Source organism: Pseudomonas koreensis, assembly GCF_024169245.1.
GTDB lineage: Bacteria > Pseudomonadota > Gammaproteobacteria > Pseudomonadales > Pseudomonadaceae > Aquipseudomonas > Aquipseudomonas koreensis_F.
Window position 1 is genome coordinate 2,868,595 of the sequence record NZ_JALJWP010000001.1, and the last position, 21,717, is coordinate 2,890,311.

The window sequence follows — 21,717 nt, forward strand, 5'->3', positions numbered from 1 at the left end:
AAGATCAAAAGATCGCAGCCTTCGGCAGCTCCTACAGGGATCGCGTTGAGCAGGAGAAGGCGCCAAAAGTCCGTGTTTATGGCAAACTTCGCCCCCATAAACACCGGTTTCGCGACCCAGAGCCTTCGGCCGTGTCGCGCTGCGGAATAAAACGATGCCAGGTTTGCGTCCCCCGGATGGGAATAGACCCTTTGCGTGTTGGTACGACGGTTCCAGCACTTTCTGCCTGAACAGATTAGAGAAACGACCATGCATAATGTCGTCATCAGCGGCACCGGCCTGTACACACCGGCCAACAGCATCTCCAACGAAGAGCTGGTGCAGTCTTTCAATACCTACGTCGCCCAGTTCAACGCCGATAACGCCGAGGCCATTGCCAGCGGTGAAGTCCAGGCCCTGACCGAATCCAGCGCCGCGTTCATCGAAAAAGCCTCGGGCATCAAGAGCCGTTTTGTCATGGACAAGGACGGCATCCTCGATCCGCAACGCATGGCTCCACGCCTGCCGGAGCGCTCCAACGACGAATGGTCGGTGCTGTGCCAGATGGCCGTCGGCGCCGCTGAGCAAGCCCTGCAACGTGCTGGCAAGACTGCCGCTGACATCGACGGCGTTATCGTTGCTTGTTCGAACCTGCAACGCGCTTATCCGGCCATCGCTATCGAAGTCCAGGAAGCGCTGGGCATTCAGGGTTTCGGTTTCGATATGAACGTGGCGTGTTCTTCGGCCACCTTCGGCATCCAGGCCGCCGCCAACAGCGTGCAACTGGGCCAGGCGCGGGCGATCCTGATGGTCAACCCGGAGGTCTGCACCGGGCACCTGAACTTCCGTGATCGCGACAGCCACTTCATCTTCGGCGATGCCGCGACTGCGGTGATCATCGAACGCGCGGATCTGGCGACCTCGCCGTACCAGTTCGACGTGGTCAGCACCAAATTGCTGACCAAGTTCTCCAACAATATCCGCAACAATTTCGGCTTCCTCAACCGTGCGGCGGAAGAGGGCATCGGCGCGCGCGACAAGCTGTTCGTGCAGGAAGGCCGCAAGGTGTTCAAGGATGTCTGCCCGATGGTTGCCGAGCTGATCGGCGAGCACCTGGAAGAAAACCAGCTCAATGTCGGCGACGTGAAACGTTTCTGGCTGCACCAGGCCAACTTGAGCATGAACCACCTGATCGTGCGCAAGCTGCTCGGCCGCGAAGCTACCGAAGAAGAAGCGCCGGTGATTCTCGACAGCTATGCCAACACCAGCTCGGCCGGTTCGGTCATTGCCTTCCATAAATATCAGGATGATCTGGCTTCGGGTTCGCTTGCGGTGCTCAGCTCGTTCGGGGCCGGTTACTCGATTGGTAGCGTGTTGCTGCGTAAACGCTGAAACAGGTTAATTTCCCCTTAATCGCGTCGATCTTTCCTACATTCGAAGCGGCTGAAACGCTGTAATTTTTCGGACATCGCGGCAGGTGCACACCTGCCGCGTTCATTTTCGAAGTCCGGACAAGGGGATTGATGGATAGCGGCTGACGACACCCAACTGCTCACGCGCTTGCTGGCGGGAGAGCAACAGGCTTTCAAGGAACTGGTCACGACATATCAGAGCGCCATGCGCGCGGTGGCTTACGCGATTGTCGGCCAGCGCCATGTCGAGGAAGTGGTGCAGGATGCCTGGCTGTCGGTGGTGCGCCATCTGGCCAGCTTCGAAGGCCGTTCCAGCCTCAAGACCTGGCTGCTGACCATCACCGCCAATTCGGCCAAGAGTCGCTACAAGCTCAATCGTCGGGAGGTCCTGCTCGACGACCTGCCATCGCCTCACGGCACCATCGACGACGATCGGTTTTCTTCGAGCGACGGTCACTGGCTGGTCGCGCCTTTTGCCTGGCATCAGGACACCCCCGAAGCGCTGCTCACTGAAAACGAACTGCGCGAATGCCTCGAACATACGTTGCTGAGCCTTTCAGAATTGCAGAGCAGTGTCTTGCTGTTGCGCGAACGCCAGGGCCTGGAGCTGGAAGAAATCTGTAATCTTCTGGAGATCTCGCTCTCCAATGTCCGCGTGCTGCTGCACCGGGCACGTTTGAAGGTCTTTGCGACCGTGGAACATTTTGAGGAGACAGGAGAATGTTGACCTGCAAGGAGCAAGTGGCACGATCCAGCGATTATCTCGACGGCCAACTGAGCTTTCGCGAGACGCTGATGGTGCGTCATCACCTGTTGTTCTGCCCCAACTGCCGGCGTTTCATGCGGCAGATGCGCGTGATGCAGGCAACCCTGAAGGCGATGCCGGAACAAGCGGACGAGAACGTCGATGCCTTGGCTGAACGCCTGGCCGAGCAACGACGAAAAGACAACCCCCTGTAGGAGCTGTCGAGTGCAACGAGGCTGCGATCTTTTGATCTTGTTTTCAGGATCAAGATCAAAAGATCGCAGCCTTCGGCAGCTCCTACAGGGGGTTTTGCATCCTGCAGACGTAACCCGGTGCGGTTGAACGAACGGAGGATGGGGATCGTCCCGCCCGCACCGGGCTATCGCTTTTTTAGAACTTCGCTTCAGCATCCAACTGCAGGGTGTTGGCGTCTGCATCGCGCTGGCCACGGCTGGCGAAGTCGGCCTTGGTCAGGAAGTACGTGGCGCCGACGGCGAAGTTCTTGTCGATGTCGTAACCGACCTTGAACTTGTGCCCGCGCGAACCGGTGGTGCCGTTGGCAAAGTCGGAGTCGGTGAAGGCGCCGACCACGGCGTTGCGCTGCACGTCGCGATAGTTGTAGTCGAGGTTGAAGCCGAAGACTTTCGACTTGGCACCGAGCAGCCACGCGGTGTCCTGATCGGTCACGGCGTCGTTGTTCTTCACGTACTGGCCGTAGAACGACAGCGGCATTGGCAGGCCGCCGATGTCGATCTGGCTGAACCCTTCATACAGACGGAACTCGTTGTTGGCCGAGTTGCCGTTGACTGCCAGCGCGCACGGGGTCGAGGTGCCGGTGCAGCGGCTGTCTTCATCGTTCTGATAGGCGTAGACGCTGCCGCCGACGGTCATCTTCAGGTTGTCGGTGATGTTGAAGCGGCTGCCCAACTGGCCAGCGGTCAGGCGCAGGTCGTGGCGGAATTGCACGCCGTCGCCGTCCACGTTGTCCTTGAGGTTGTAGTTACCCAGGCTGCCGAACAGCTCGGCGCTGCTGCCCAACGGGTATTTGTAGGTGACGGCCAGACCTTCGGGGTTGATGTCGCTGTCCCAGATCACGTCGCCCATGCTCACCCACGGTTGCAGCATCTTGCCGCCGATCACGTGCAGGTTCTTGATCTGATCAGGGTGATAGTCGATGTAGCCGAGGTCGAGCCAGATCTGCTTCTTGTCGAAGTAGTTGTCCTGATCCTGGTTGGTCGAGCGCGCGTCGTCACCGCCGCCGGTGGCGATGCGGATGCCGGTGTCGACTTGCGGGTTGATCTCGGTGTAGGCGCCCAGACGCGCACGGATGCGCTGGCGATCCTTGTCGCGGCCGCCGTTGTTCGGCTCGCCGTCGATCTTGATGGTTTCCTGGCGAATGCGTACGTCACCCTTGAATTGGGTCTTGGCCGCCCAGGCCAGTTTCTGATCGAACACACTCTGTTCGTTGGTCTTCTTCGCAACCGCCGCCACTTGTTCGTTGGTTTCCTGCTGCGCCTGCCGGGCGATTTGCTGTTCCTTCTGATCCTTGGCCAGTTCTGTTTGCAGCTCGATGTACTGCGCCTGGGAAATCGACCCGTTGGCCTTGAGCATGTCGAGCAGTTTGGCGTCGACTGCAGCACTGGCCGGGACGCTCATGGCCAGCAACAAGCCGCCGCACAGGGCCGCTGCAGTTTTCGTGGAAGCAAGACGCATAGCAATCTCCGAAGATGAAGGGGATGGCTGAACCATCCTGGGCACAACCGGCCTGAAGGCCGGAAAACTGTGTCCGGGTTAGAACCCGGCGCTCTAAAAACAGGCGTCAGTATCGCGATGGTTTATGACAGAGCGGTGGCACGGTGATGGCAGGTTGATGACGATACGTATCAGGCGTGAACTATCGAGTTAGAGCGCTGTCGGCCGATTGAGCGTGTGCAACCGGGTCGCGATCAGCGATACTCGCCGGGCTTTGTCGCCAAGCTGTGGAGTGCCAGTGAATGCCGTTGCAACGCCTGCAAAACCTGTCAGAAATCGCCCCGGCAAGCTGGGATGCGCTGGTGCCGGACAATCAGCCGTTCCTGCGCCACGCCTTCCTCAGCGCCTTGGAAGACAGCGGCAGTGTTGGTCCGCATTCAGGCTGGCAGCCCGAACATTTACTGCACATCGAAGATGATCGACTGATCGCCGCACTGCCCAGTTATCGCAAGTGGCATTCCTACGGCGAGTACGTGTTCGATCACGGCTGGGCCGATGCCTGTGCGCGGGCCGGCATCGATTACTACCCCAAGCTTTTAACGGCTGTGCCATTCAGTCCGGTGAGCGGCCCGCGCCTGCTGGCGGCCAGTGTCGAAGACGGTTTTGAACTGCTCAAGAGTCTGCCCGGCTACCTGGAAATCGAAGGGCTTTCCAGCGCGCACATCAATTTCACCGACCCGTTCACTGACGCGGCGATGGCCGAGCAACCGGGCTGGCTGCAGCGCATCGGCTGTCAATATCATTGGCAGAACCGTGATTACCGCGACTTTCAGGATTTCCTCGACGCCCTCAGTTCACGCAAGCGCAAGCAGATGCGCAAGGAACGCGAGCAGGTGGCAGGGCAGGGCTTCGAATTTGAATGGCTGAAAGGACCCGAGCTGGACGAGGCGCAGTGGGATTTCGTTTACGCCTGCTACGCCAACACCTATGCAGTGCGGCGACAGGCGCCGTACCTGACGCGCGAATTCTTCAGCCTGCTGGCCGAACGCATGCCTGAGGCGATTCGCGTGGTCTTGGCCAAACAGGGATCACGGCCGGTGGCAATGGCCTTCAGCCTGGTCGGTGGTGACAGTTTCTATGGACGTTATTGGGGCTGCCTGGCCGAGTTTGATCGGCTGCATTTCGAGACGTGTTTCTATCAGGGCATGGATTACGCGATTGCCCACGGCATCCAGCGTTTCGATGCCGGGGCGCAGGGCGAGCACAAATTGATTCGCGGCTTCGAACCGGTGATCACCCATTCCTGGCATTACCTGCGCCATCCAGGGTTGAAAGCGGCGGTGAAGGATTTTCTCCAGCAAGAGCGCGCCGGCGTTCTGGCGTATGCCGAAGAAGCAAGAACGGCGTTGCCCTATCGCCAGACCTGACCATGATCGTTCCCACGCTCTGCGTGGGAATGCAGGCCGTGACGCTCCGCGTCACTGGACGCGGAGCGTCCCTTGAGGCATTCCCACGCGGAGCGTGGGAACGATCATATCGCGCGATCAGTCGATGCCGACAAACCCTCCGGTCTGGTGCGCCCACAACCGCGCATACAGACCGCGATGGGCGAGCAGTTCGGCGTGGGTGCCGCTCTCGGCGATCTTGCCGTTTTCCAGCACCACCAGCCGATCCATGCGTGCAATGGTCGAGAGGCGGTGGGCAATGGCGATCACTGTTTTGCCCTGCATCAGGGTTTCGAGGCTCTCCTGAATCGCCGCTTCGACTTCCGAATCCAGCGCCGAGGTGGCTTCGTCCATGATCAGGATCGGTGCGTCCTTGAGCAGCACCCGGGCAATCGCGATGCGCTGGCGCTGACCGCCGGACAGTTTCACCCCGCGCTCACCGACGTGCGCATCGAAACCCGTGCGACCTTCGGCGTCGGACAGCAGCGGGATGAACTCATCGGCGCGCGCCTTGTGCACCGCCTCCCACAGTTCGGCGTCGGTGGCGTCGGGTTTGCCGTAAAGCAAGTTGTCGCGGATCGAGCGGTGCAGTAGCGAGGTGTCTTGAGTGATCATGCCGATCCGCGCGCGCAGGCTTTCCTGACCGACTTCGGCAATATTCTGCCCATCGATCAGGATGCGCCCGCCCTCGACGTCGTACAGGCGCAGCAACAGGTTGACCAAGGTCGATTTGCCGGCGCCGGACGGCCCGATCAAGCCGATTTTCTCGCCCGGTTTGATGTTCAGGTTGAGGTCGCCGATGATCCCGCGCTTCTTGCCGTAGTGAAAATCCACGTGCTCGAAACGCACTTCGCCCGAGGTCACGGCCAACGGTTTGGCCTGCTCGCGGTCGGTGACGCTGACCGGTTGCGAGATGGTGCGCAGACCGTCCTGAACCATGCCGATGTTTTCGAAAATACCGGTGACTACCCACATGATCCAGCCGGACATGTTGACGATGCGAATCACCAGCCCGGTGGCCAAGGCAATCGCGCCGACCGTGATCAGCGACTGCGTCCACAGCCACAACGCCAGCCCCGTGGTGCCGACGATCAACAGGCCGTTCATGGTGGTAATCGCCACGTCCATGCTGGTGACCACGCGACCGGCCATTTGCGCTTTGACGGTCTGTTCTTCGATGGCTTCCTTGGCGTAGTGCTGTTCGAAGTTGGTGTGAGCGAACAGCTTCAGCGTGGCGATGTTGGTGTAGCCGTCGACGATGCGCCCCATCAGTTTCGAGCGCGCATCCGAGGCTTCCACCGAACGCTCTTTCACGCGCGGCACGAAGTAATACAGCGCGCCGATGTAGGCGACGATCCAGGTCAGCAGCGGGATCATCAGGCGCCAGTCGGCCTCGGCGAACAGCACCAGCGAACTGATCGCATAGATCACCACGTGCCACAGCGCGTCCACCGCTTGCACGGCAGAATCTCGCAATGAATTGCCGGTCTGCATGATGCGCTGGGCGATGCGCCCGGCGAAATCGTTCTGGAAGAAATTCAGGCTCTGCTTGAGCACGTAGCTGTGGTTCTGCCAGCGAATCATGCTGGTCATGCCGGGGCTCAGGGTCTGGTGCACCAGCAAGTCGTGCAGGGCGAAAAAGATCGGTCGCAGCACCAGGGCGACCACCAGCATCCAGGTCAATTCGAGGGCATGGGCGCTGAAGAAATTCGGGTTGGGCGTGCCTTGGGCCAGATCGATGAGGCGGCTCAGGTAACTGAACAGCGCCACTTCGATCAGCGAGGCAAACAGGCCGATGACGAGCAGGGCGGCAAAACTTGGCCAGACCTGTTTCAAGTAGTAGATGTAGAAGGGCCAGACGCGGTCCGGCGGGGACGCCGTCGGGGCGTCACGGAAGATATCGATCAGTTGTTCGAAACGGCGATAGAGCATCAGATAACCGCCCGGAATCCGGGCTCTCCTTTTATCAGTGCGAGCGGCGCAGGCTCAGCCCGGCGCCGCTCGATATGCCCGGCGAAATTCAGTCGATGCGCTTGGCCGACTTGATGATCACAGGGTCGACAGGCACGTTCTGCATGCCTTGTTTGGTGGTGGTCTGCGAGTTGACGATGACGTCGACGACATCCATGCCCCTGACCACTTTGGCGAACACCGCGTAACCGGCGTCACGGCCCGGATCGAGGAACGCATTGTCGGCGACGTTGATGAAGAACTGGCTGGTCGCCGAATCAGGGTTGGAAGTGCGCGCCATCGACAGGGTGCCGCGAACGTTGTGCAGGCCATTGCTGGCTTCGTTCTTGATCGGCGCCTTGGTTTCTTTCTGTTGCATCTGCTGGGTGAAACCGCCGCCCTGGGCCATGAAGCCCGGGATCACGCGGTGGAAAATGGTGTTGTTGTAGAAGCCGCTATCGACGTATTCAAGGAAGTTCTTGGTGCTGATCGGTGCCTTGACCGGGTCCAGTTCGATTTCGATCTGGCCGTTGGTGGTGTCCAGCAGCACATGCGGCGCCTTGGCCGGGGTGGCAGCCATCAGGTTGGCGGCAAACAGTACGGAGCCGGCGGCGAGGGCGAGTTTTTTCAGCATGGGTCAGTGATCCTGAGAGTGAAGGTCGGCTGTGGCCAGAAACGCCAGCAGCGTGTGATTGAAACGTTCGGGTTGATCGAGCGGGGTGGCATGGCGCGAGTCGGCGATGACCACCAGCCGCGCATCAGGCAGCAGTTTTACATAGGTTTCTTTCAATGCCACCGGTGTGTAGTCACGGTCGGCGCTGATGACGAGCGTTGGACAGGACACCCGGGAAAGTCGTTCCTGAACGCCCCAGCCGACAATCGCATCGAAGCTGGCGAGATAAGCACGTTTGTCGTTTTTTGCCCAGCGTTCGGCCATTTTCCTCCGCAGATCGGCCTGTTCCGGCTTGGGAAAAAGTTTGCTGCCGAGGGCTTTGCCGATGGTTTCCAGGCTGAGCAGGCGCATCAGGCTCCAGCGTTTGAACCACTGCCAGTAATCGTCGCGGCTGCGCAATTTGACTTGAGGTGCGCTGTTGACGATGGTCAGGCTCTTGAGTGCTTGCGGCTGATCGACGGCCCGCTGAAAACCGATCATCCCGCCCATCGACAGCCCGACGTAATGCACCGGGCCGAGGCGCAGGTGTTCGATCAAAGCGAACAGGTCGGCGCTGAATGCGGCGATGCTGTAGCGCTCGCGGGGTTTGTCCGAGCGCCCGTGGCCGCGAATGTCCGGGACGATCACCCGGTATTTCGCGGCCAGCGCCGGGATCTGCATTTCCCAGTCCAGGGTGCTCGAACCGAGCCCGTGAACCAGCAGCAACGGCGTGCCGTGGCCATATTCCTCGTAGTGCAGATTGCAACCTTCGTGCTCGAAATAGGCCATCGGTGAACTCCGTGTCAGGCTTGTTCAGGTGCGGCAAACGGGGCGTCCAGCGGCAAGGTGTCGAAGGTGCGCAACAACTCGATGAGGATTTGCGTGGCCGGGCCCAGGGGTTTGTCCTTGTTCGAATACAGATAAAAGCTGGAGTTGCGGCTGCCGCCCCGGTCCAACGGTAGCAGCTTGAGCGAGCCATCCTTCAGTTCCCGGTCGATCATGTGCCGCGGCAGCCAGGCAAAACCCAGGCCGCTGCTGACGAAGGTTGCGGCGGTGGCGAGGCTGCCGACGGTCCAGCGCTGTTCCGCGCCGAGCCAGCCGACATCGCGCGGCTGCTGGCGCCCGGAGTCGCGGATCACCACTTGCATCTGGGTTTCCAGATCCTGAAAGCTCAGTTCGCGATTGAGCCGATGCAGCGGGTGATCCGGGTGGGCGACGGCGACGAATTCGACATCACTCAACTCCGCGCCGAGGTAGCCCGGAATGCTCAGGCCGGTGATGGCCAGATCCGCGACGCCTTCGAGCAGCACTTCTTCGACGCCCGACAACACTTCTTCGCGCAGACGCACGCGGCAGCCGCGACTCTGCGGCATGAACGCGGTCAGGGCACGGACGATCCGCGCGCTCGGGTAGGCGGCATCGACCACCAGCCGCACTTCGGCTTCCCAGCCTTGCTCCATGTGATGGGCGAGGTCTTCCAACTGGCTGGCCTGTTTCACCAGTTGCCGCGAACGGCGCAGCAATACGCCGCCGGCTTCGGTGAGCACGGCTTTACGGCCGTCGATGCGCAGCAACGGCACGCCGAGCTGATCCTGCATGCGGGCGACGGTGTAGCTCACCGATGACTGCGAGCGGTGCAGGGCCTCGGCGGCCTGGGCGAAACCGCCGTGGTCGACCACGGCCTGCAACGTTCGCCATTGATCAAGGGTCACGCGGGGCGCTTTCATCAATAGCTCCTCTTGTCCTAAGCTGGCCGTCCCTCATGGAGACTGCCGAATGAAAAAATTCTGTTGTGTGGTGCTGGCACTGCTGCCGTTGACCGCGTTTGCCTATCCGATCGATGTGCAGAAGGATCTCAACGGCATGAAGATCGATTACGAGGCCTTCGACACCGACAACGACATCGGCTCGATCCGGGTGGCCAACTACGGTGATGTCGATGCGACCTGCAAGGCCGTGTTCAACAACGGCCCGGAAGCACCGCGAACGCGCAGCATCGATGTTCCTGCCGGCAAACATAAAAACGCCACGGCCAAGTTCACCCGCGAGATCATCAAGCTGCGCATCAAACTGACCTGCACCCCCAAGTGAGCGGTATTCCCCTGTGGGAGCGAGCTTGCTCGCGAAGGCGATCTATCAGCCGACATCATTGTTGAATGACGCGCCGCCTTCGCGAGCAAGCTCGCTCCCACAGGGTATGAGGTGCATCTAAACGAATTATTCGATGCTTTGCAGCAATTATTTGCGCTTTTTCATCGATTCGACTCTGTTTAACCTTCACTCCATCGACTTACAACATTCTCGGATGGAGGCTACACACCATGTCCCGCGTTCTGATCATCGAAAGCAGTGCCCGCCAGCAAGACTCGGTTTCCCGTCAACTGACCCAGACCTTTATCGCTCAGTGGAAAGCCGCGCACCCTGCCGATCAGATCACCGTGCGTGACCTTGCCGTGAACCCGGTGCCGCATCTGGACGCCAACTTGCTGGGTGGCTGGATGAAACCCGCGGAACAGCGCAACGAGAGCGAACAAGCGTCGCTGGATCGTTCCAACCAATTGACTGATGAGCTGCTCGCCGCCGACGTGCTGGTGATGGCTGCACCGATGTACAACTTTGCGATCCCGAGCACGCTCAAGGCCTGGCTTGATCATGTGCTGCGCGCCGGGGTGACCTTCAAGTACACCGAGACCGGGCCGCAAGGCTTGCTCAATGGCAAGCGTGCCTTTGTGCTAACTGCTCGCGGTGGTGTGTATGCCGGTGGTCCGGCGGATCATCAGGAACCGTACCTGCGTCAGGTGATGGGTTTCATCGGGATCAACGACGTGACCTTTATCCATGCCGAGGGCATGAACCTTGGCGGTGACTTCCAGGAGAAGGGCCTGAATCAGGCCAACGCCAAACTGTCTCAGGTCGCTTGATCGGTTAATCGCCAGATAATCGCTGGATGGTCTAGTGACCTGGCGCAACCCCTTCAAGGTTCCACGCGCATCGAACCTCCCTTTGCACTTTTGCTCCTGAGTGCTGTAGCCCGATTGAACGCTTTAGCGAGATCGGGCTTTTTTTTGTCTGGGTTCTCTTGGCGGCCTTTGGGCCGACCAGGTTCTTGGGGTTTTGGGGGTATATCCGTTTTTTGCGGTGCTGCAGCTGGCGGTGTCGCCCTTACGGCGAGGCACTTTTTCCAGACGCCGAAAAAGTACCCAAAAAGGCTTGCCCCAACGTTCGGCCCGCTCGCTGGGGCTCGGGGTTCCTTCGCTGCGGGACCGATCCTGGCGCAGCGGCTCCGGTTTGCTTCGCTGCACCTCCTTCCGCTGTGTCTGGCTGCGCCAGACGGTCGCTGCGCTCCCACGCCCGGATCAGTCCCTCCACTCAGCCTGCCGACGGGGCGGGTGGATCAAGATCAAGAGCTGCACTCGAGCTAACGCTCATTGTGTTGAGTGGGGAAGGGCCGGTTTTTGGCTTTTTTGCATTCGATGCGGTATTTCATGTCGGCGTGGCTTGCCCAACCATCTCGTCAGTCCCCTCTCCCTCTGGGAGAGGGCTAGGGTGAGGGGCTTTTGATCTTTGCAGGACCCGCATTCGGCTCGATATGCCACGTCGGCGTTTCTCGACCAAACCCTCGGTCAGTCCCCTCTGCCTGCGGGAGAGGGCCAGGGTGAGGGGCTTTTGATTTTTTCAGGCCTGAGTTCAATTCGATATCCCAAGTCGGCGCAGCTAGCCCAACCACCTCGGTCAGTCCCCTCTGCCTCCGGGAGAGGGCCAGGGTGAGGGGCTTTTGATTTTTTCAGGCTTGAGTTCGATTCGATATCTCAAGTCGGCGCAGCTAGCCCAACCACCTCGGTCAGTCCCCTCTCCCTCTGGGAGAGGGTTAGGGTGAGGGGCTTTTGATTCCGGCGTCGTTTGCTGTTGGAGCCCATCCGAAAAACCGCTATCGTCGCCGCCATTCGATTTTCGAGGCGAGCATGGGCTATCTACTTTTTGTCACGCTGATCCAGGCGTTTTCCTTCAGTCTGATCGGCGAATACCTGGCCGGGCATGTCGACAGTTACTTTGCGGTGCTGGTGCGTGTGGTGTTGGCCGGGCTGGTGTTTATTCCGTTGACGCGCTGGCGTTCGGTGGAGCCGGCGTTCATGCGGGGCATGTTGCTGATCGGCGCGTTGCAGTTTGGCGTGACTTACGTCTGCCTGTACCTGAGCTTCCGCGTGCTGACGGTGCCGGAGGTGTTGCTGTTCACCATCCTCACGCCGCTGCATGTGACGTTGATCGAGGACGCGCTGAACCGTCGCTTCAACCCATGGGCGCTGATTGCCGCGCTGGTGGCAGTCGGCGGTGCGGCGGTGATTCGTTTCGACAGCATCAGTCCGGACTTCTTCATGGGCTTCCTGCTGCTGCAATGGGCCAACTTCACCTATGCCGCCGGGCAGGTCCTGTACAAGCATCTGGTGGCGAAGCATCCGAGTGATCTGCCGCATTATCGCCGTTTCGGTTATTTCTACCTCGGCGCATTGATGGTGGTGCTGCCAGCGTTCCTGTTGTTCGGCAAGGCGAATTTTCTGCCGGAAGCACCGCTGCAATGGGCGGTGTTGCTGTTCCTTGGGCTGGTGTCGACAGCGCTGGGTCTGTACTGGTGGAACAAAGGTGCGTGCATGGTCAACGGCGGCACACTGGCGGTGATGAACAATCTGCATGTGCCGGTGGGGTTGTTGTTGAATTTGCTGATCTGGAATCAGCATGAGGAACTGGGGAGATTGTTCCTCGGCGGCAGTGTGATTTTGATGGCGGTGTGGATCAGCCGGTTGGGTATTCGCAAATCCCAGGCCAGCGCATAGCCCATGTAGGAGTGAGCCTGCTCGCGATAGCAATTGTTCAGTCGACATCGAGTTGTCTGGACTGGCGCTATCGCGAGCAGGCTCACTCCTACAGTTTGATTTGTGGGTTACATGAGGTGTTTTTCCGGCTCCGGAATATTGGCCGAGCCCAACACCGCTGGCAGCAACCCGGCGCGCAAATCGCCGCCACTCGGCTGTTGATACAGACTCAAGCCAAACTCCGGCAGCACCGCCAGCAGATAATCGAAAATATCCCCCTGAATCCGCTCGTAATCGGCCCATACGGTGGTGCGGGTGAAGCAGTAGATTTCCAGGGGAATGCCCTGGGCGGTGGTCTGCATCTGCCTGACCATGCAGGTCATGTTCGGCTGAATCTCCGGATGGCTTTTCAGATATGCCAGCGCGTAGGCGCGAAAGGTGCCGATATTGGTCATCCGCCGGCGGTTGGCCGACATGGCTGCGACATTGCCCTGTGCTTCGTTCCAGGCCTTGAGCTCGGCTTTCTTGCGGCCCATGTAGTCGGTCAGCAGGTGCACTTGCGAAAGCTTTTCTTCCTCGTCGTCGCGGATGAAGCGCACGCCGCTGGCGTCGATGAACAGGCTGCGCTTGATCCGCCGACCGCCGGACTGCTGCATGCCGCGCCAGTTCTTGAACGACTCGGACATCAAGCGCCAGGTCGGGATCGAGACGATGGTTTTGTCGAAGTTCTGCACTTTGACCGTGTGCAACGTGATGTCGACCACGTCGCCATCGGCGCCGACTTGCGGCATTTCGATCCAGTCGCCGACCCGCAGCATATCGTTGCTGGTCAGTTGCACGCTGGCGACGAACGACAGCAGGGTGTCCTTGTAGACCAACAGGATCACCGCCGACATCGCACCCAGACCGGACAGCAGCAACAGCGGCGAACGGTCGATCAGGGTGGCGACGATGATGATCGCGCCGAATACGTACAAGACCATTTTCGCCAGTTGCACGTAGCCTTTGATCGAGCGCGTGCGCGCATGCTCGGTGCGCGCGTAGATGTCGAGCAGGGCATTGAGCAGGGCGCTGACCGCCAGCAGCAGGAAGAGGATGGTGAAGGCCAGCGCGACGTTGCCGAGAAAATTCATCGCGGTTTTGCTCAGCTCCGGCACCAGGTGCAGGCCGAACTGGATCACCAGTGACGGCGTCATCTGCGCCAGCCGTTGAAACACCTTGTTGTGGCGCAAGTCGTTGATCCAGTGCAGCGCCGGTTGGCGGCCGAGCATGCGGCTGGCGTGCAGGATCAGGTAACGCGCCACGCGTCCGAGTACCAGCGCGATGACCAGTAGCACCAGCAGTGCCAGTCCCGATTGCAGCAACGGGTGCTCTTCGAGTGTGCCCCAGAGGTCCTGGGCTTTGAGCCAGAGCTGTTTGATATCCATGAGCGAAACGTTTCTTCTGTAAGACGCGAGGGCCGATTAGAGCATTTAAGACGCTGTGTATTGCAGCGAGTGACAAATCGGGCAACAAAAAAACCACTGATTGTCGCCGTTTGCATAAAGAAACTCGGCCTGAGCGCTCGAAACCGGTAACCTATGCAGCTGTTTTTTTGCATATCTTCGAGGTAGCACCCGTGTTTTCCCAATTCGCCCTGCACGAACGCCTGCTCAAAGCCGTGGCCGAGCTGAAATTTGTCGAGCCAACGCCAGTGCAAGCCGCGGCCATTCCGCTGGCGCTCCAGGGGCGTGATCTGCGGGTGACGGCGCAAACCGGTAGCGGCAAAACCGCCGCTTTCGTCCTGCCGATCCTCAATCGCCTGATCGGCCCGGCGAAGATCCGCGTCAGCATCAAGACGCTGATTCTGCTGCCAACCCGTGAACTGGCCCAGCAGACCTTGAAGGAAGTCGAGCGTTTTGCGCAGTTCACCTTCATCAAGTCCGGCCTGATTACCGGCGGTGAAGACTTCAAGGTGCAGGCCGCAATGCTGCGCAAAGTGCCGGACATCCTCATCGGCACCCCGGGGCGGATGATCGAGCAGCTCAACGCCGGCAACCTCGACCTCAAAGAAGTCGAAGTGCTGGTGCTCGACGAAGCCGACCGCATGCTCGACATGGGTTTCGCCGAAGACGTGCAGCGTCTGGTCGATGAATGCCCGAACCGTCAGCAGACCATGCTGTTCTCCGCCACCACCGGCGGTTCCGGTCTGCGCGAGATGATCGCCAAGGTCCTGAACAACCCTGAGCACTTGCAGCTCAACGCGGTCAGTCAGCTGAATTCGACGACCCGTCAGCAAATCATCACCGCCGACCACAATCAGCACAAAGAGCAGATTGTTAACTGGCTGCTGGCCAACGAGACCTACCAGAAGGCGATCGTCTTCACCAACACCCGCGCCATGGCCGACCGCATCTATGGTCGCCTCGTGGCCCAGGAATACAAGGCGTTCGTGCTGCACGGCGAGAAAGACCAGAAGGATCGCAAACTGGCGATCGATCGTCTGAAGCAGGGCGGTGTGAAGATCCTCGTCGCGACCGACGTTGCGGCCCGTGGCCTGGACGTCGACGGTCTGGATCTGGTGATCAACTTCGATATGCCGCGCAGCGGCGACGAGTACGTACACCGCATCGGTCGTACCGGCCGTGCCGGCAACGATGGTCTGGCGATCTCGCTGATCTGCCACGGCGACTGGAACCTGATGTCGAGCATCGAGCGCTACCTGAAGCAGAGCTTCGAGCGCCGCACGATCAAGGAAGTCAAAGGCACCTACGGCGGGCCGAAAAAGGTCAAGGCCTCGGGCAAAGCCGTCGGTGTGAAGAAGAAAAAGACCGACGCCAAGGGCGACAAGAAGAAAACCGCCGCCAAGACGCCGACCAAGCGCAAGAGCGTCAACCGTCCAAAGCCGGATTCTCTGGTGAGCAGCGACGGCATGGCCCCGCTCAAGCGTCGCAAGCCAGCAGAACCTGCGGCTGAGTAAGCTTTAGAACGCGCATAAAAAAACCGGACATTGTCCGGTTTTTTTTCGCCTCAACTGTCGGTTTTTTTCTCCGCCGAACCCAATTCCTTCAAACGCTGATCGATCAACTGGCACTTGTCCGGCAGATCGGCGCTGGCCGTGCCCAGATCCATTTTCTGCAACTCGGCGTTGATCTCCTTGGCCTTTTCCGGATTCTGCTCGGTGAGCTTCGAGACTTCCTTGGCCAGTTGCTCGCGTTTGATCGTCGCCTCTTCCGGCGTGCAGGCCCAGACGGGCAGGGCGCAGGCGAGCGTGGCGGCGAGGGACAGCTTGATCAGGGTTTTCATGGGTAGGCCTCCGTTCCGGTTAAGGCGGGTTAACCGGTTGAGGGCTCAAGCGTGGTAAAAGTTCAGTAAGCAGCAGGAATGCGGATCAAAAGTTCGCTTCAGCTATCGACGTGCCGATGCAGTGATCAAATATATCGACAAGAGGTTGCTCAACTCCGTAGAAGGAGTGAATACATGCGTCAATCCACCCTTGGCGATCCACCGAATGCCAATCGATCGAATAGCCTGCGTTGTAAATGATGTATTCAAAGACAATACGCTGGGTTCGTCCATTACCCTCTCTGAAGGGGTGGGCAACGTTGATATTTCCATACATTTCGGCCACTGAGTGGATGAGGTGATCACGAGAGTAGTCCTCGAACCAGCCTGCATTGGCCATTTTCGAAAATTCTTTTGCGACTTCGCGCTCAATGAATTCCGGGCTGCAAAAACGGGTGCTGCCCTTGCTGATTGCCAGCGTGCGGATCTCACCAGCCCAGGAATAGATTTTGTCAAATAAGGTGCGGTGAACGTCTTTCAACGTAGCAAGACTGTATGGGGGCGGAATGAACTCCAGTTTCGCAGCAGCTAATTCGTTGATATAGCGTTCCGCCTCGTCCAAATCGTCTGCGGTGCGCAAATCGAGCAGATTGATGAGTACGTCTGACCCCGGATAACAATCCGGGGCTTGGTCAACACCGTATTTATCATTACTCAAACTTTTACGTGCCGGACGGCTTTCAAGGCAGCCTCCCGAGTAGGGAGTTTGATCTCCCCATCGCAAGGTGAAGGAGCGAAGCCTTCCAGGCGCAAACTGGCTGCGAAGTTGGCTCTGCGATGCTTGGCGAACCAGATTTTCTTGGTTTCTAAACTCAGCTTTTCCATCTTGCCCCCTTAATGTCAGGTGCGCCTATTGTAGCGGAGGAATGTCCGAAGGGCCCCGATGACTTAGCATCGCACATTCGCAGGTGCTGTTGAATCCGCTCGTCGGGCCTCTCTGGGTAGAAGTGCTCCGGACGAGTCCATGCACGGATTCCGCTCAAGACCGCTGCTCACCCTGACAGCAACCCGACTCCGGCGCACCGTCATACCGATCATGATGCCGCACCCATTCCATGATCTCGTCCTCGTTCCGGCCTTTGGGCGTCAGATCCAGATAGTGGTAAGCGCCAACCAGCATGTCCAGACCGCGCGCGTATGTGGAATAGGTGTGGAAAATCTCGCCTTTGTCGTTGCGATAAAAAACGCTCAGCCCCGGCATTTCTTCCTCGGCGCTGTCGGTTTTTTCGTAGTTGTAAGTAGCTTTTCCCTCGGCGACGTCTTCAGCCCGGGCGCAGACGCCGAAGTCGTAATTGAAGTCGCAATCTTCTGACGAGACCCAGTCGAATTTCCAGCCCATGCGTTGTTTGAATGCCTGAAACTCGCGCAACGGCGCGTGGGAAACAGCGACAACTGCGACGTCGTGGTGGGCCAGGTGCTGGTTGGCGCCATCAATGTGGTCACTGAGGAACGAGCAGCCCTGGCAGCCCTGCTCCCAGCCTTTGGCAAACATGAAATGGTAGATGATCAATTGGCTGTTGTTGCCAAACAGGTCGTTGAGCTTGAGCTCGCCGTTCGGGCCCTGGAAGTGATAGTCCTTGTCGACTTTCACCCATGGCAGGGCGCGGCGCTCGGCGCTGAGGCGATCGCGTTCTCGGGTGAAGGCTTTTTCGTGGGCCAGATGCTGTTGACGGGCGGCGAGCCATTCTTCGCGTGATACCACTGGATGGTTTGCAACGTTCATGACGATGTCTCCTGCGGATTGAACCGGCTGTTTCAGACTAGTCGTTCAACCCGCAGCGGAATCGACACACCGCCGGTCGGTCGGCGCGAAGATATGCGGCTGAACGGCTGCGCAGCGCTTGGGTCACAACCTTGAAAGCGGCACAAATCATTCGCACCGGAGGTTGGATCAGGATGACGACTTATAACTGGGATTTGATTGAACGTTTGCTGCATGAAGTGCAGAACAGCGCGGGCCATAGCTTTGCGCCTCGCGCATATGCCGAAGACTATGCGGCAGCGAAAGCCAGCGCTGGCGAGCCCATCGAGAATCTCGACCATTTGAAAACGTTGGCCTGTGAGTATGAAAGTCTGCTGCTTGACCGTGGTTATATCGAGCCGCGTCCGGATCATGAAGGCAGTACCGGCAACAATTTCATTCTGACGCAGCGCGGTTCCAGCCTGCTGAGCCTGATCGACAGCAGCATTCCCGGCAATGACCACCCGCGCCAGGTGCTGGATGAGCAGGAAGATGCGCTGGATGAAGCGACGTTTGATGAAGTCGCCTCAAAACCCCAAATTGCCTGACTGACCAACGCCCTCCTGTAGGAGTGAGCCTGCTCGCGATAGCGGTCTGTCAGTTGAATATGTGCTGAATGGATAACTGCTATCGCGAGCAGGCTCACTCCTACAGGGGGATGTGTAATGTCTTAAGGTTTCTTCGCGGCCTTCAGGCACTTCAGGTCATTGAAATCCTTGCGTACGCCTTCAATCTTTTTCAGCAAGCGCTCACGCTGTTGCGGCGTGCTCTCTGCCATCAAGTCAACAAACAGCGAACGTGCCTGCGCTTCAGTATTGGCATAGGCCTTGCGGTAGTCCGCTGTCCATAACCGCTCGCGGTTGACCAGAAGCGTCTCGATGCGTTGTGGGAATTCCGGGCTTTGGCGTTGTGCAACGGCGGCGCTGAACTGTTGCTGCCAATGCGCACGGTTGGCGATCCATTGGGTGTTCTGGTCGCCCAAGGCGTTGGTCCAGGCCACGACGCGTTGTTTTTGCGTGTCGCTCAACGGGCCCAGCCAGTCGTTCAAGCGTTTCTCCATCCGCTCGCCGCGTTCCTTGATCTGCTGGGCCAACGGCGGTTTCACGTATTCCTGCTGACGTTTGCGCAAATCCTTGGCAAAAGCGTCATTCATTTCCGCCACCTGTTTATCGTCCAGGCCCTGCAGCAGCTCTATCGCCGACGGGGTGATCTCCCGGGCGGTTTCGGCGATCGCCTGTTTGGCTTCGGCGGTGCGTTGCTGCAAAGCGGCATCGGTGACCTGATTGCTCTCGACCATGGCCTGCAAACGGTCCAGCCAGTCGAGGTAACCGGGCAACTGCGTGGTGCAGTGCCAGCTCAGGTGTTCCTTGAGTCGTTCGTTGAACCAGTCTTTCTGCTCGCCGTTCATGTCCACGTAATCGCTCAGCGACCACGGGATAATCACGTCGAGGTTGCGGTAGGCCAGGCCCACGCGGCTGCAGGCGCCGACGGCGAGGGTGAAGATCAGCAGGGCGGCAATCTGTTTGAACCAGCGAGACATGGGCAAATCCTTGCGAGAGCCTGGCGTCGGAAATCTGATTCTTATGTGATGCAGGATGCGCGCGGCAGTTCAGCCGATCAATAGAACGTACGTACCGCCTTGAGCGTGACGAGGCCGTCGCACTCGCTGTTGTGCCCGGAATAGGCCGAGCAATCGTTGCCGCTGAGGCTGGAATTGCTGTAGATCAGATCAAGGTCGACACCCATGAATGGCCGCGACAGTTTCACCGACCAATCGGTGAAACTGCTGACATAACCCCCGTCCACCGCCACCGGCGTGTTCAGTTGATGGGTGGTGTACTTCATACTCACGCCAATGCCGAACGGCTGATTGCCACTGAGATCGGCAAACAAGGTGTTGTTCTGTTTATCCGGGTCGTTGCTCAGGGCGATGCCGAAGCGACTGCCGAGCAGGGTCAGGCCACCGAACAGCTCCTGGCTGTCGAGGGTGTCGACGCGAGGATAGCTGTAGTGAATCATCCCGACTTCATAGCCGAGCACCTGATCGAAAGGTTGCTTGAAACCGACGTAGGAATCGATTTCGAGGTTCTTGCCCGGCGTGATGCCCATGCTCGGCGCGTACTGGCCGAAATACACGCCGCTGTCGTGGCTCAGATCGAGACCGCCGTGGAACGAGCCGACCGCCGCCGGCTTGACCAGACCCTGCGCCATGCTGCGGCTGGGCGTGGTGCCGAGCTTGAGATCGAAGTCGCCCAGTTCTCCCTGGAAAACCTGCGCGTGCGCGGTCGCGCCTGACAGCAGGCTGACGAACAATAAACAGGGAAATAGGCGCATGCGTCACTCCATGAACCGCGAGCGCAGGGCGAAGGCCTGCTGAAACGCTTGATCTAGACGCGTGCAAGGATACCGGCGAATGCTCGGCATTGATGGCCGTTCGTCGATTTTCGGGGATTTTTGTTTAAAGCGAAGGGGGATGGTGCGGTGCCAGTCCAGGCGCTTCGAAGCTCAAAGCGCCTCTGGACGGGGTAAAACCGGTATTACTTCTTGCCCAGGCTGATCTGCTTGGACGGGCCGAACGTCTGGCCACTGACGCCTTTGGCAATTTGCTGGATCTCGCCGCCGGACTTGAGGAACGCTGCGATCTGATCGTTGATCGATTCGCTGGTTTCAACGGCTGGAGCTGGCTTTGCTTTGCTGGTGGATGCTTTTACACGCATGGCGGCCATTAACCTGTAGAAAAGTAACTCGGCCAGGCATCGTACAGGAATAACTTGACAATAGCTTGGTAAATATCCCCGGGAATAACCAACCGCAACGCTGGATTATTGCCGTATCGATACTATTAATATGTCGCTAACCTGCTGTTTTAAATAAGAACATCTGCTCAGACCGAGGCAAATGCGCACGGCAGTGAGCCGCCTCGCCGGACTGACGAGTGGCACCTCGCGGGGCGGTGATCAAGCAAAATCAACACGTTGAAGCAGATTTCCCGCTGCGAAGATCTGCCGCCCGACGTTCGCGGCAAAAACGGGTAGAATGCCGCCCACGTATTGAGGGTTTCGGAAATGGCTTTAGTCGGGCGTTACAACAGTTTGCAAGTGGTTAAACACACTAACTTCGGTTTATATCTGGACGGCGGTGCCGATGGCGAAATTCTTTTGCCCAATCGTTATATCCCCAAAGATATTCCCAGCGAAGATGAAGACTGGCTCAACGTATTCATTTATCTGGACAGCGAAGACAAACTTCTCGCCACCACGGAAAAACCGAAAGTTCAGGTCGGCGAGTTTGCCAGCCTGAAAGTGGTTGAAGTCAACAGCATCGGCGTGTTCCTCGACTGGGGCCTGCCCAAGGATCTGTTGCTGCCGTATTCGGAAGAAAAGCGCCAGATGACCGCTGGCGAATACTGCGTGGTGCATGTCTACCTCGACAAACACACGCGCCGCATCACCGCCACCGCGCGCCTTGATCGTTATCTCGACAAGACCCCGGCCACTTACAGCCCGGGCCAGGAAGTTGATCTGCTGGTAGCCGAAGCCACCGACATGGGCTTCAAGGCGATCATCAACAACAAGCACTGGGGCTTGATCCACAAGAATGAAATCTTCAAGTTCATGCGCTCGGGCATGCGCGAGAAAGGCTTCATCAAGGAAGTGCGCGCCGACGGCAAGATCAGCCTGAGCCTGCAACCGGTTGGCCAGGAAGCGGCCAGCAGCCTGAGTTCGAAGATCCTCGGCAAGTTGCGCGAAAACGACGGCACCCTGGCGGTCAGCGACAAGAGTGATCCGGCGTTGATCAGCAGCCTGTTCGGCGTCAGCAAGGGCAACTTCAAGAAAGCCATCGGCTCGCTGTACAAGGAAGGCAAGATCGTCATTCACGCCGATCGCATTGAACTAACCTGACTCACCGCAGGCCCATGGTAGGAGCTGCCGAAGCTGCGATCTTTTGATCTTGATCGCGAAAATCGGC

The 21,717-nt window shown here is 58.7% G+C and carries 23 protein-coding genes; 10 read left to right on the plus strand and 13 right to left on the minus strand.

All coding sequences use genetic code 11. From position 1 onward, the window contains the following. Nucleotides 1–249 precede the first annotated feature (249 nt). The 3 genes from J2Y90_RS12960 to J2Y90_RS12970 all read left to right on the plus strand — a co-directional run bounded on the left by J2Y90_RS12960 (nucleotide 250) and on the right by J2Y90_RS12970 (nucleotide 2,351). Nucleotides 250–1,371: a beta-ketoacyl-ACP synthase III gene (locus J2Y90_RS12960; protein ID WP_253500214.1), complete on the plus strand. Its 1,122-nt coding sequence runs from the start codon at nucleotides 250–252 to the stop codon at nucleotides 1,369–1,371. A 135-nt stretch (nucleotides 1,372–1,506) separates the two neighbouring features. After that, entirely contained in the window at nucleotides 1,507–2,118 is a 612-nt protein-coding gene (locus tag J2Y90_RS12965; RefSeq protein ID WP_253505156.1) for an RNA polymerase sigma factor, read from the plus strand. Beyond that, nucleotides 2,112–2,351 carry an anti-sigma factor family protein gene (locus tag J2Y90_RS12970; RefSeq protein ID WP_253500216.1) on the plus strand — a complete coding sequence of 80 codons (240 nt, stop codon included), beginning with the start codon at nucleotides 2,112–2,114 and terminating at the stop codon, nucleotides 2,349–2,351. Before J2Y90_RS12965 ends, J2Y90_RS12970 begins: the two co-directional genes overlap by 7 nt. Nucleotides 2,352–2,526: 175 nt before the next feature. Here the strand turns inward: J2Y90_RS12970 and J2Y90_RS12975 are convergent, their stop codons facing one another. After that, complete coding sequence (locus tag J2Y90_RS12975; RefSeq protein ID WP_253500218.1) at nucleotides 2,527–3,849, minus strand: putative porin; 1,323 nt, start codon at nucleotides 3,847–3,849, stop codon at nucleotides 2,527–2,529. 281 nt (nucleotides 3,850–4,130) lie between these two features. Here J2Y90_RS12975 and J2Y90_RS12980 point away from each other — a divergent pair, with 281 nt between their 5' ends. Further along, nucleotides 4,131–5,255: a GNAT family N-acetyltransferase gene (locus J2Y90_RS12980; protein ID WP_253500220.1), complete on the plus strand. Its 1,125-nt coding sequence runs from the start codon at nucleotides 4,131–4,133 to the stop codon at nucleotides 5,253–5,255. A 117-nt stretch (nucleotides 5,256–5,372) separates the two neighbouring features. Here J2Y90_RS12980 and J2Y90_RS12985 read toward each other — a convergent pair whose 3' ends face one another. The 4 genes from J2Y90_RS12985 to J2Y90_RS13000 form a co-directional block, all read right to left on the minus strand. Further along, entirely contained in the window at nucleotides 5,373–7,205 is a 1,833-nt protein-coding gene (locus tag J2Y90_RS12985) for an ABC transporter ATP-binding protein (protein WP_253500222.1), read from the minus strand. An 88-nt stretch (nucleotides 7,206–7,293) separates the two neighbouring features. Next, entirely contained in the window at nucleotides 7,294–7,857 is a 564-nt protein-coding gene (locus J2Y90_RS12990; RefSeq protein WP_253500224.1) for a peptidylprolyl isomerase, read from the minus strand. 3 nt (nucleotides 7,858–7,860) lie between these two features. Further along, nucleotides 7,861–8,664, minus strand: a complete 804-nt coding sequence (locus J2Y90_RS12995) for an alpha/beta fold hydrolase (protein WP_253500228.1) — start codon at nucleotides 8,662–8,664, stop codon at nucleotides 7,861–7,863. 14 nt (nucleotides 8,665–8,678) lie between these two features. Further along, a complete protein-coding gene (locus tag J2Y90_RS13000) occupies nucleotides 8,679–9,602 on the minus strand; it encodes a LysR family transcriptional regulator (protein ID WP_016771199.1) in 924 nt (307 codons plus the stop codon). Nucleotides 9,603–9,651: 49 nt separating this feature from the next. Here J2Y90_RS13000 and J2Y90_RS13005 point away from each other — a divergent pair, with 49 nt between their 5' ends. The 3 genes from J2Y90_RS13005 (at nucleotide 9,652) to J2Y90_RS13015 (ending at nucleotide 12,704) form a co-directional block, all read left to right on the plus strand. After that, nucleotides 9,652–9,966 carry a 3-phosphoglycerate kinase gene (locus J2Y90_RS13005; protein ID WP_253500231.1) on the plus strand — a complete coding sequence of 105 codons (315 nt, stop codon included), beginning with the start codon at nucleotides 9,652–9,654 and terminating at the stop codon, nucleotides 9,964–9,966. 230 nt (nucleotides 9,967–10,196) lie between these two features. Next, nucleotides 10,197–10,796, plus strand: a complete 600-nt coding sequence (locus tag J2Y90_RS13010; protein WP_253500234.1) for an FMN-dependent NADH-azoreductase — start codon at nucleotides 10,197–10,199, stop codon at nucleotides 10,794–10,796. Nucleotides 10,797–11,837: 1,041 nt separating this feature from the next. Next, on the plus strand, nucleotides 11,838–12,704 hold the full coding sequence (locus J2Y90_RS13015; protein ID WP_253500237.1) for a carboxylate/amino acid/amine transporter: 867 nt from the start codon (nucleotides 11,838–11,840) through the stop codon (nucleotides 12,702–12,704). Between the two features lie 107 nt (nucleotides 12,705–12,811). Here J2Y90_RS13015 and J2Y90_RS13020 read toward each other — a convergent pair whose 3' ends face one another. Next, complete coding sequence (locus tag J2Y90_RS13020; RefSeq protein ID WP_253500239.1) at nucleotides 12,812–14,110, minus strand: mechanosensitive ion channel family protein; 1,299 nt, start codon at nucleotides 14,108–14,110, stop codon at nucleotides 12,812–12,814. A 191-nt stretch (nucleotides 14,111–14,301) separates the two neighbouring features. Between J2Y90_RS13020 and J2Y90_RS13025 the strand changes: the two genes are divergently transcribed. Beyond that, nucleotides 14,302–15,642: a DEAD/DEAH box helicase gene (locus tag J2Y90_RS13025; protein ID WP_039761006.1), complete on the plus strand. Its 1,341-nt coding sequence runs from the start codon at nucleotides 14,302–14,304 to the stop codon at nucleotides 15,640–15,642. A 50-nt stretch (nucleotides 15,643–15,692) separates the two neighbouring features. Here J2Y90_RS13025 and J2Y90_RS13030 read toward each other — a convergent pair whose 3' ends face one another. The 4 genes from J2Y90_RS13030 to J2Y90_RS13045 form a co-directional block, all read right to left on the minus strand. Beyond that, nucleotides 15,693–15,968, minus strand: coding sequence for a hypothetical protein (locus tag J2Y90_RS13030; RefSeq protein WP_253500241.1), 276 nt, complete (start codon nucleotides 15,966–15,968; stop codon nucleotides 15,693–15,695). 85 nt (nucleotides 15,969–16,053) lie between these two features. Next, nucleotides 16,054–16,665, minus strand: coding sequence for a Fic/DOC family protein (locus J2Y90_RS13035; RefSeq protein ID WP_253500243.1), 612 nt, complete (start codon nucleotides 16,663–16,665; stop codon nucleotides 16,054–16,056). Then, on the minus strand, nucleotides 16,662–16,832 hold the full coding sequence (locus J2Y90_RS13040; RefSeq protein WP_143979047.1) for a YhfG family protein: 171 nt from the start codon (nucleotides 16,830–16,832) through the stop codon (nucleotides 16,662–16,664). The genes J2Y90_RS13035 and J2Y90_RS13040 overlap by 4 nt, the downstream gene beginning before the upstream one ends. A gap of 154 nt (nucleotides 16,833–16,986) precedes the next feature. Beyond that, entirely contained in the window at nucleotides 16,987–17,730 is a 744-nt protein-coding gene (locus J2Y90_RS13045; protein ID WP_253500245.1) for a DUF899 domain-containing protein, read from the minus strand. 173 nt (nucleotides 17,731–17,903) lie between these two features. Here J2Y90_RS13045 and J2Y90_RS13050 point away from each other — a divergent pair, with 173 nt between their 5' ends. Then, nucleotides 17,904–18,296 (plus strand): transcriptional regulator, encoded by a 393-nt coding sequence (locus tag J2Y90_RS13050; RefSeq protein WP_253505159.1) that lies wholly within the window; start codon nucleotides 17,904–17,906, stop codon nucleotides 18,294–18,296. 122 nt (nucleotides 18,297–18,418) lie between these two features. Here the strand turns inward: J2Y90_RS13050 and J2Y90_RS13055 are convergent, their stop codons facing one another. From J2Y90_RS13055 to J2Y90_RS13065, 3 genes are all read right to left on the minus strand, one after another. Then, complete coding sequence (locus J2Y90_RS13055; RefSeq protein ID WP_253500247.1) at nucleotides 18,419–19,288, minus strand: DUF6279 family lipoprotein; 870 nt, start codon at nucleotides 19,286–19,288, stop codon at nucleotides 18,419–18,421. Nucleotides 19,289–19,365: 77 nt separating this feature from the next. Beyond that, entirely contained in the window at nucleotides 19,366–20,082 is a 717-nt protein-coding gene (locus J2Y90_RS13060) for a TorF family putative porin (protein ID WP_253500249.1), read from the minus strand. A 203-nt stretch (nucleotides 20,083–20,285) separates the two neighbouring features. Further along, the gene (locus J2Y90_RS13065; protein WP_016985943.1) at nucleotides 20,286–20,474 is read right to left on the minus strand and encodes a hypothetical protein; all 189 of its coding nucleotides are present in this window, start codon (nucleotides 20,472–20,474) and stop codon (nucleotides 20,286–20,288) included. A gap of 339 nt (nucleotides 20,475–20,813) precedes the next feature. Between J2Y90_RS13065 and J2Y90_RS13070 the strand changes: the two genes are divergently transcribed. Then, nucleotides 20,814–21,650, plus strand: coding sequence for a CvfB family protein (locus tag J2Y90_RS13070; protein ID WP_016771157.1), 837 nt, complete (start codon nucleotides 20,814–20,816; stop codon nucleotides 21,648–21,650). Nucleotides 21,651–21,717: the final 67 nt, after the last annotated feature.

What these genes read in the sequence shown, in the direction of transcription:
- J2Y90_RS13020 (WP_253500239.1), bottom strand. Translation starts at nt 14,110, where the DNA reads ATGGATATCAAACAGCTCTGGCTCAAAGCCCAGGACCTCTGGGGCACA.
- J2Y90_RS13045 (WP_253500245.1), bottom strand. Translation starts at nt 17,730, where the DNA reads ATGAACGTTGCAAACCATCCAGTGGTATCACGCGAAGAATGGCTCGCC.
- J2Y90_RS13065 (WP_016985943.1), bottom strand. Translation starts at nt 20,474, where the DNA reads ATGGCCGCCATGCGTGTAAAAGCATCCACCAGCAAAGCAAAGCCAGCT.
- J2Y90_RS13050 (WP_253505159.1), top strand. Translation starts at nt 17,904, where the DNA reads ATGACGACTTATAACTGGGATTTGATTGAACGTTTGCTGCATGAAGTG.
- J2Y90_RS12980 (WP_253500220.1), top strand. Translation starts at nt 4,131, where the DNA reads ATGCCGTTGCAACGCCTGCAAAACCTGTCAGAAATCGCCCCGGCAAGC.
- J2Y90_RS13005 (WP_253500231.1), top strand. Translation starts at nt 9,652, where the DNA reads ATGAAAAAATTCTGTTGTGTGGTGCTGGCACTGCTGCCGTTGACCGCG.
- J2Y90_RS13030 (WP_253500241.1), bottom strand. Translation starts at nt 15,968, where the DNA reads ATGAAAACCCTGATCAAGCTGTCCCTCGCCGCCACGCTCGCCTGCGCC.
- J2Y90_RS12990 (WP_253500224.1), bottom strand. Translation starts at nt 7,857, where the DNA reads ATGCTGAAAAAACTCGCCCTCGCCGCCGGCTCCGTACTGTTTGCCGCC.
- J2Y90_RS12960 (WP_253500214.1), top strand. Translation starts at nt 250, where the DNA reads ATGCATAATGTCGTCATCAGCGGCACCGGCCTGTACACACCGGCCAAC.
- J2Y90_RS12995 (WP_253500228.1), bottom strand. Translation starts at nt 8,664, where the DNA reads ATGGCCTATTTCGAGCACGAAGGTTGCAATCTGCACTACGAGGAATAT.
- J2Y90_RS13060 (WP_253500249.1), bottom strand. Translation starts at nt 20,082, where the DNA reads ATGCGCCTATTTCCCTGTTTATTGTTCGTCAGCCTGCTGTCAGGCGCG.
- J2Y90_RS13015 (WP_253500237.1), top strand. Translation starts at nt 11,838, where the DNA reads ATGGGCTATCTACTTTTTGTCACGCTGATCCAGGCGTTTTCCTTCAGT.
- J2Y90_RS12985 (WP_253500222.1), bottom strand. Translation starts at nt 7,205, where the DNA reads ATGCTCTATCGCCGTTTCGAACAACTGATCGATATCTTCCGTGACGCC.
- J2Y90_RS12970 (WP_253500216.1), top strand. Translation starts at nt 2,112, where the DNA reads ATGTTGACCTGCAAGGAGCAAGTGGCACGATCCAGCGATTATCTCGAC.
- J2Y90_RS13070 (WP_016771157.1), top strand. Translation starts at nt 20,814, where the DNA reads ATGGCTTTAGTCGGGCGTTACAACAGTTTGCAAGTGGTTAAACACACT.
- J2Y90_RS13010 (WP_253500234.1), top strand. Translation starts at nt 10,197, where the DNA reads ATGTCCCGCGTTCTGATCATCGAAAGCAGTGCCCGCCAGCAAGACTCG.
- J2Y90_RS13000 (WP_016771199.1), bottom strand. Translation starts at nt 9,602, where the DNA reads ATGAAAGCGCCCCGCGTGACCCTTGATCAATGGCGAACGTTGCAGGCC.
- J2Y90_RS12975 (WP_253500218.1), bottom strand. Translation starts at nt 3,849, where the DNA reads ATGCGTCTTGCTTCCACGAAAACTGCAGCGGCCCTGTGCGGCGGCTTG.
- J2Y90_RS13040 (WP_143979047.1), bottom strand. Translation starts at nt 16,832, where the DNA reads ATGGAAAAGCTGAGTTTAGAAACCAAGAAAATCTGGTTCGCCAAGCAT.
- J2Y90_RS13055 (WP_253500247.1), bottom strand. Translation starts at nt 19,288, where the DNA reads ATGTCTCGCTGGTTCAAACAGATTGCCGCCCTGCTGATCTTCACCCTC.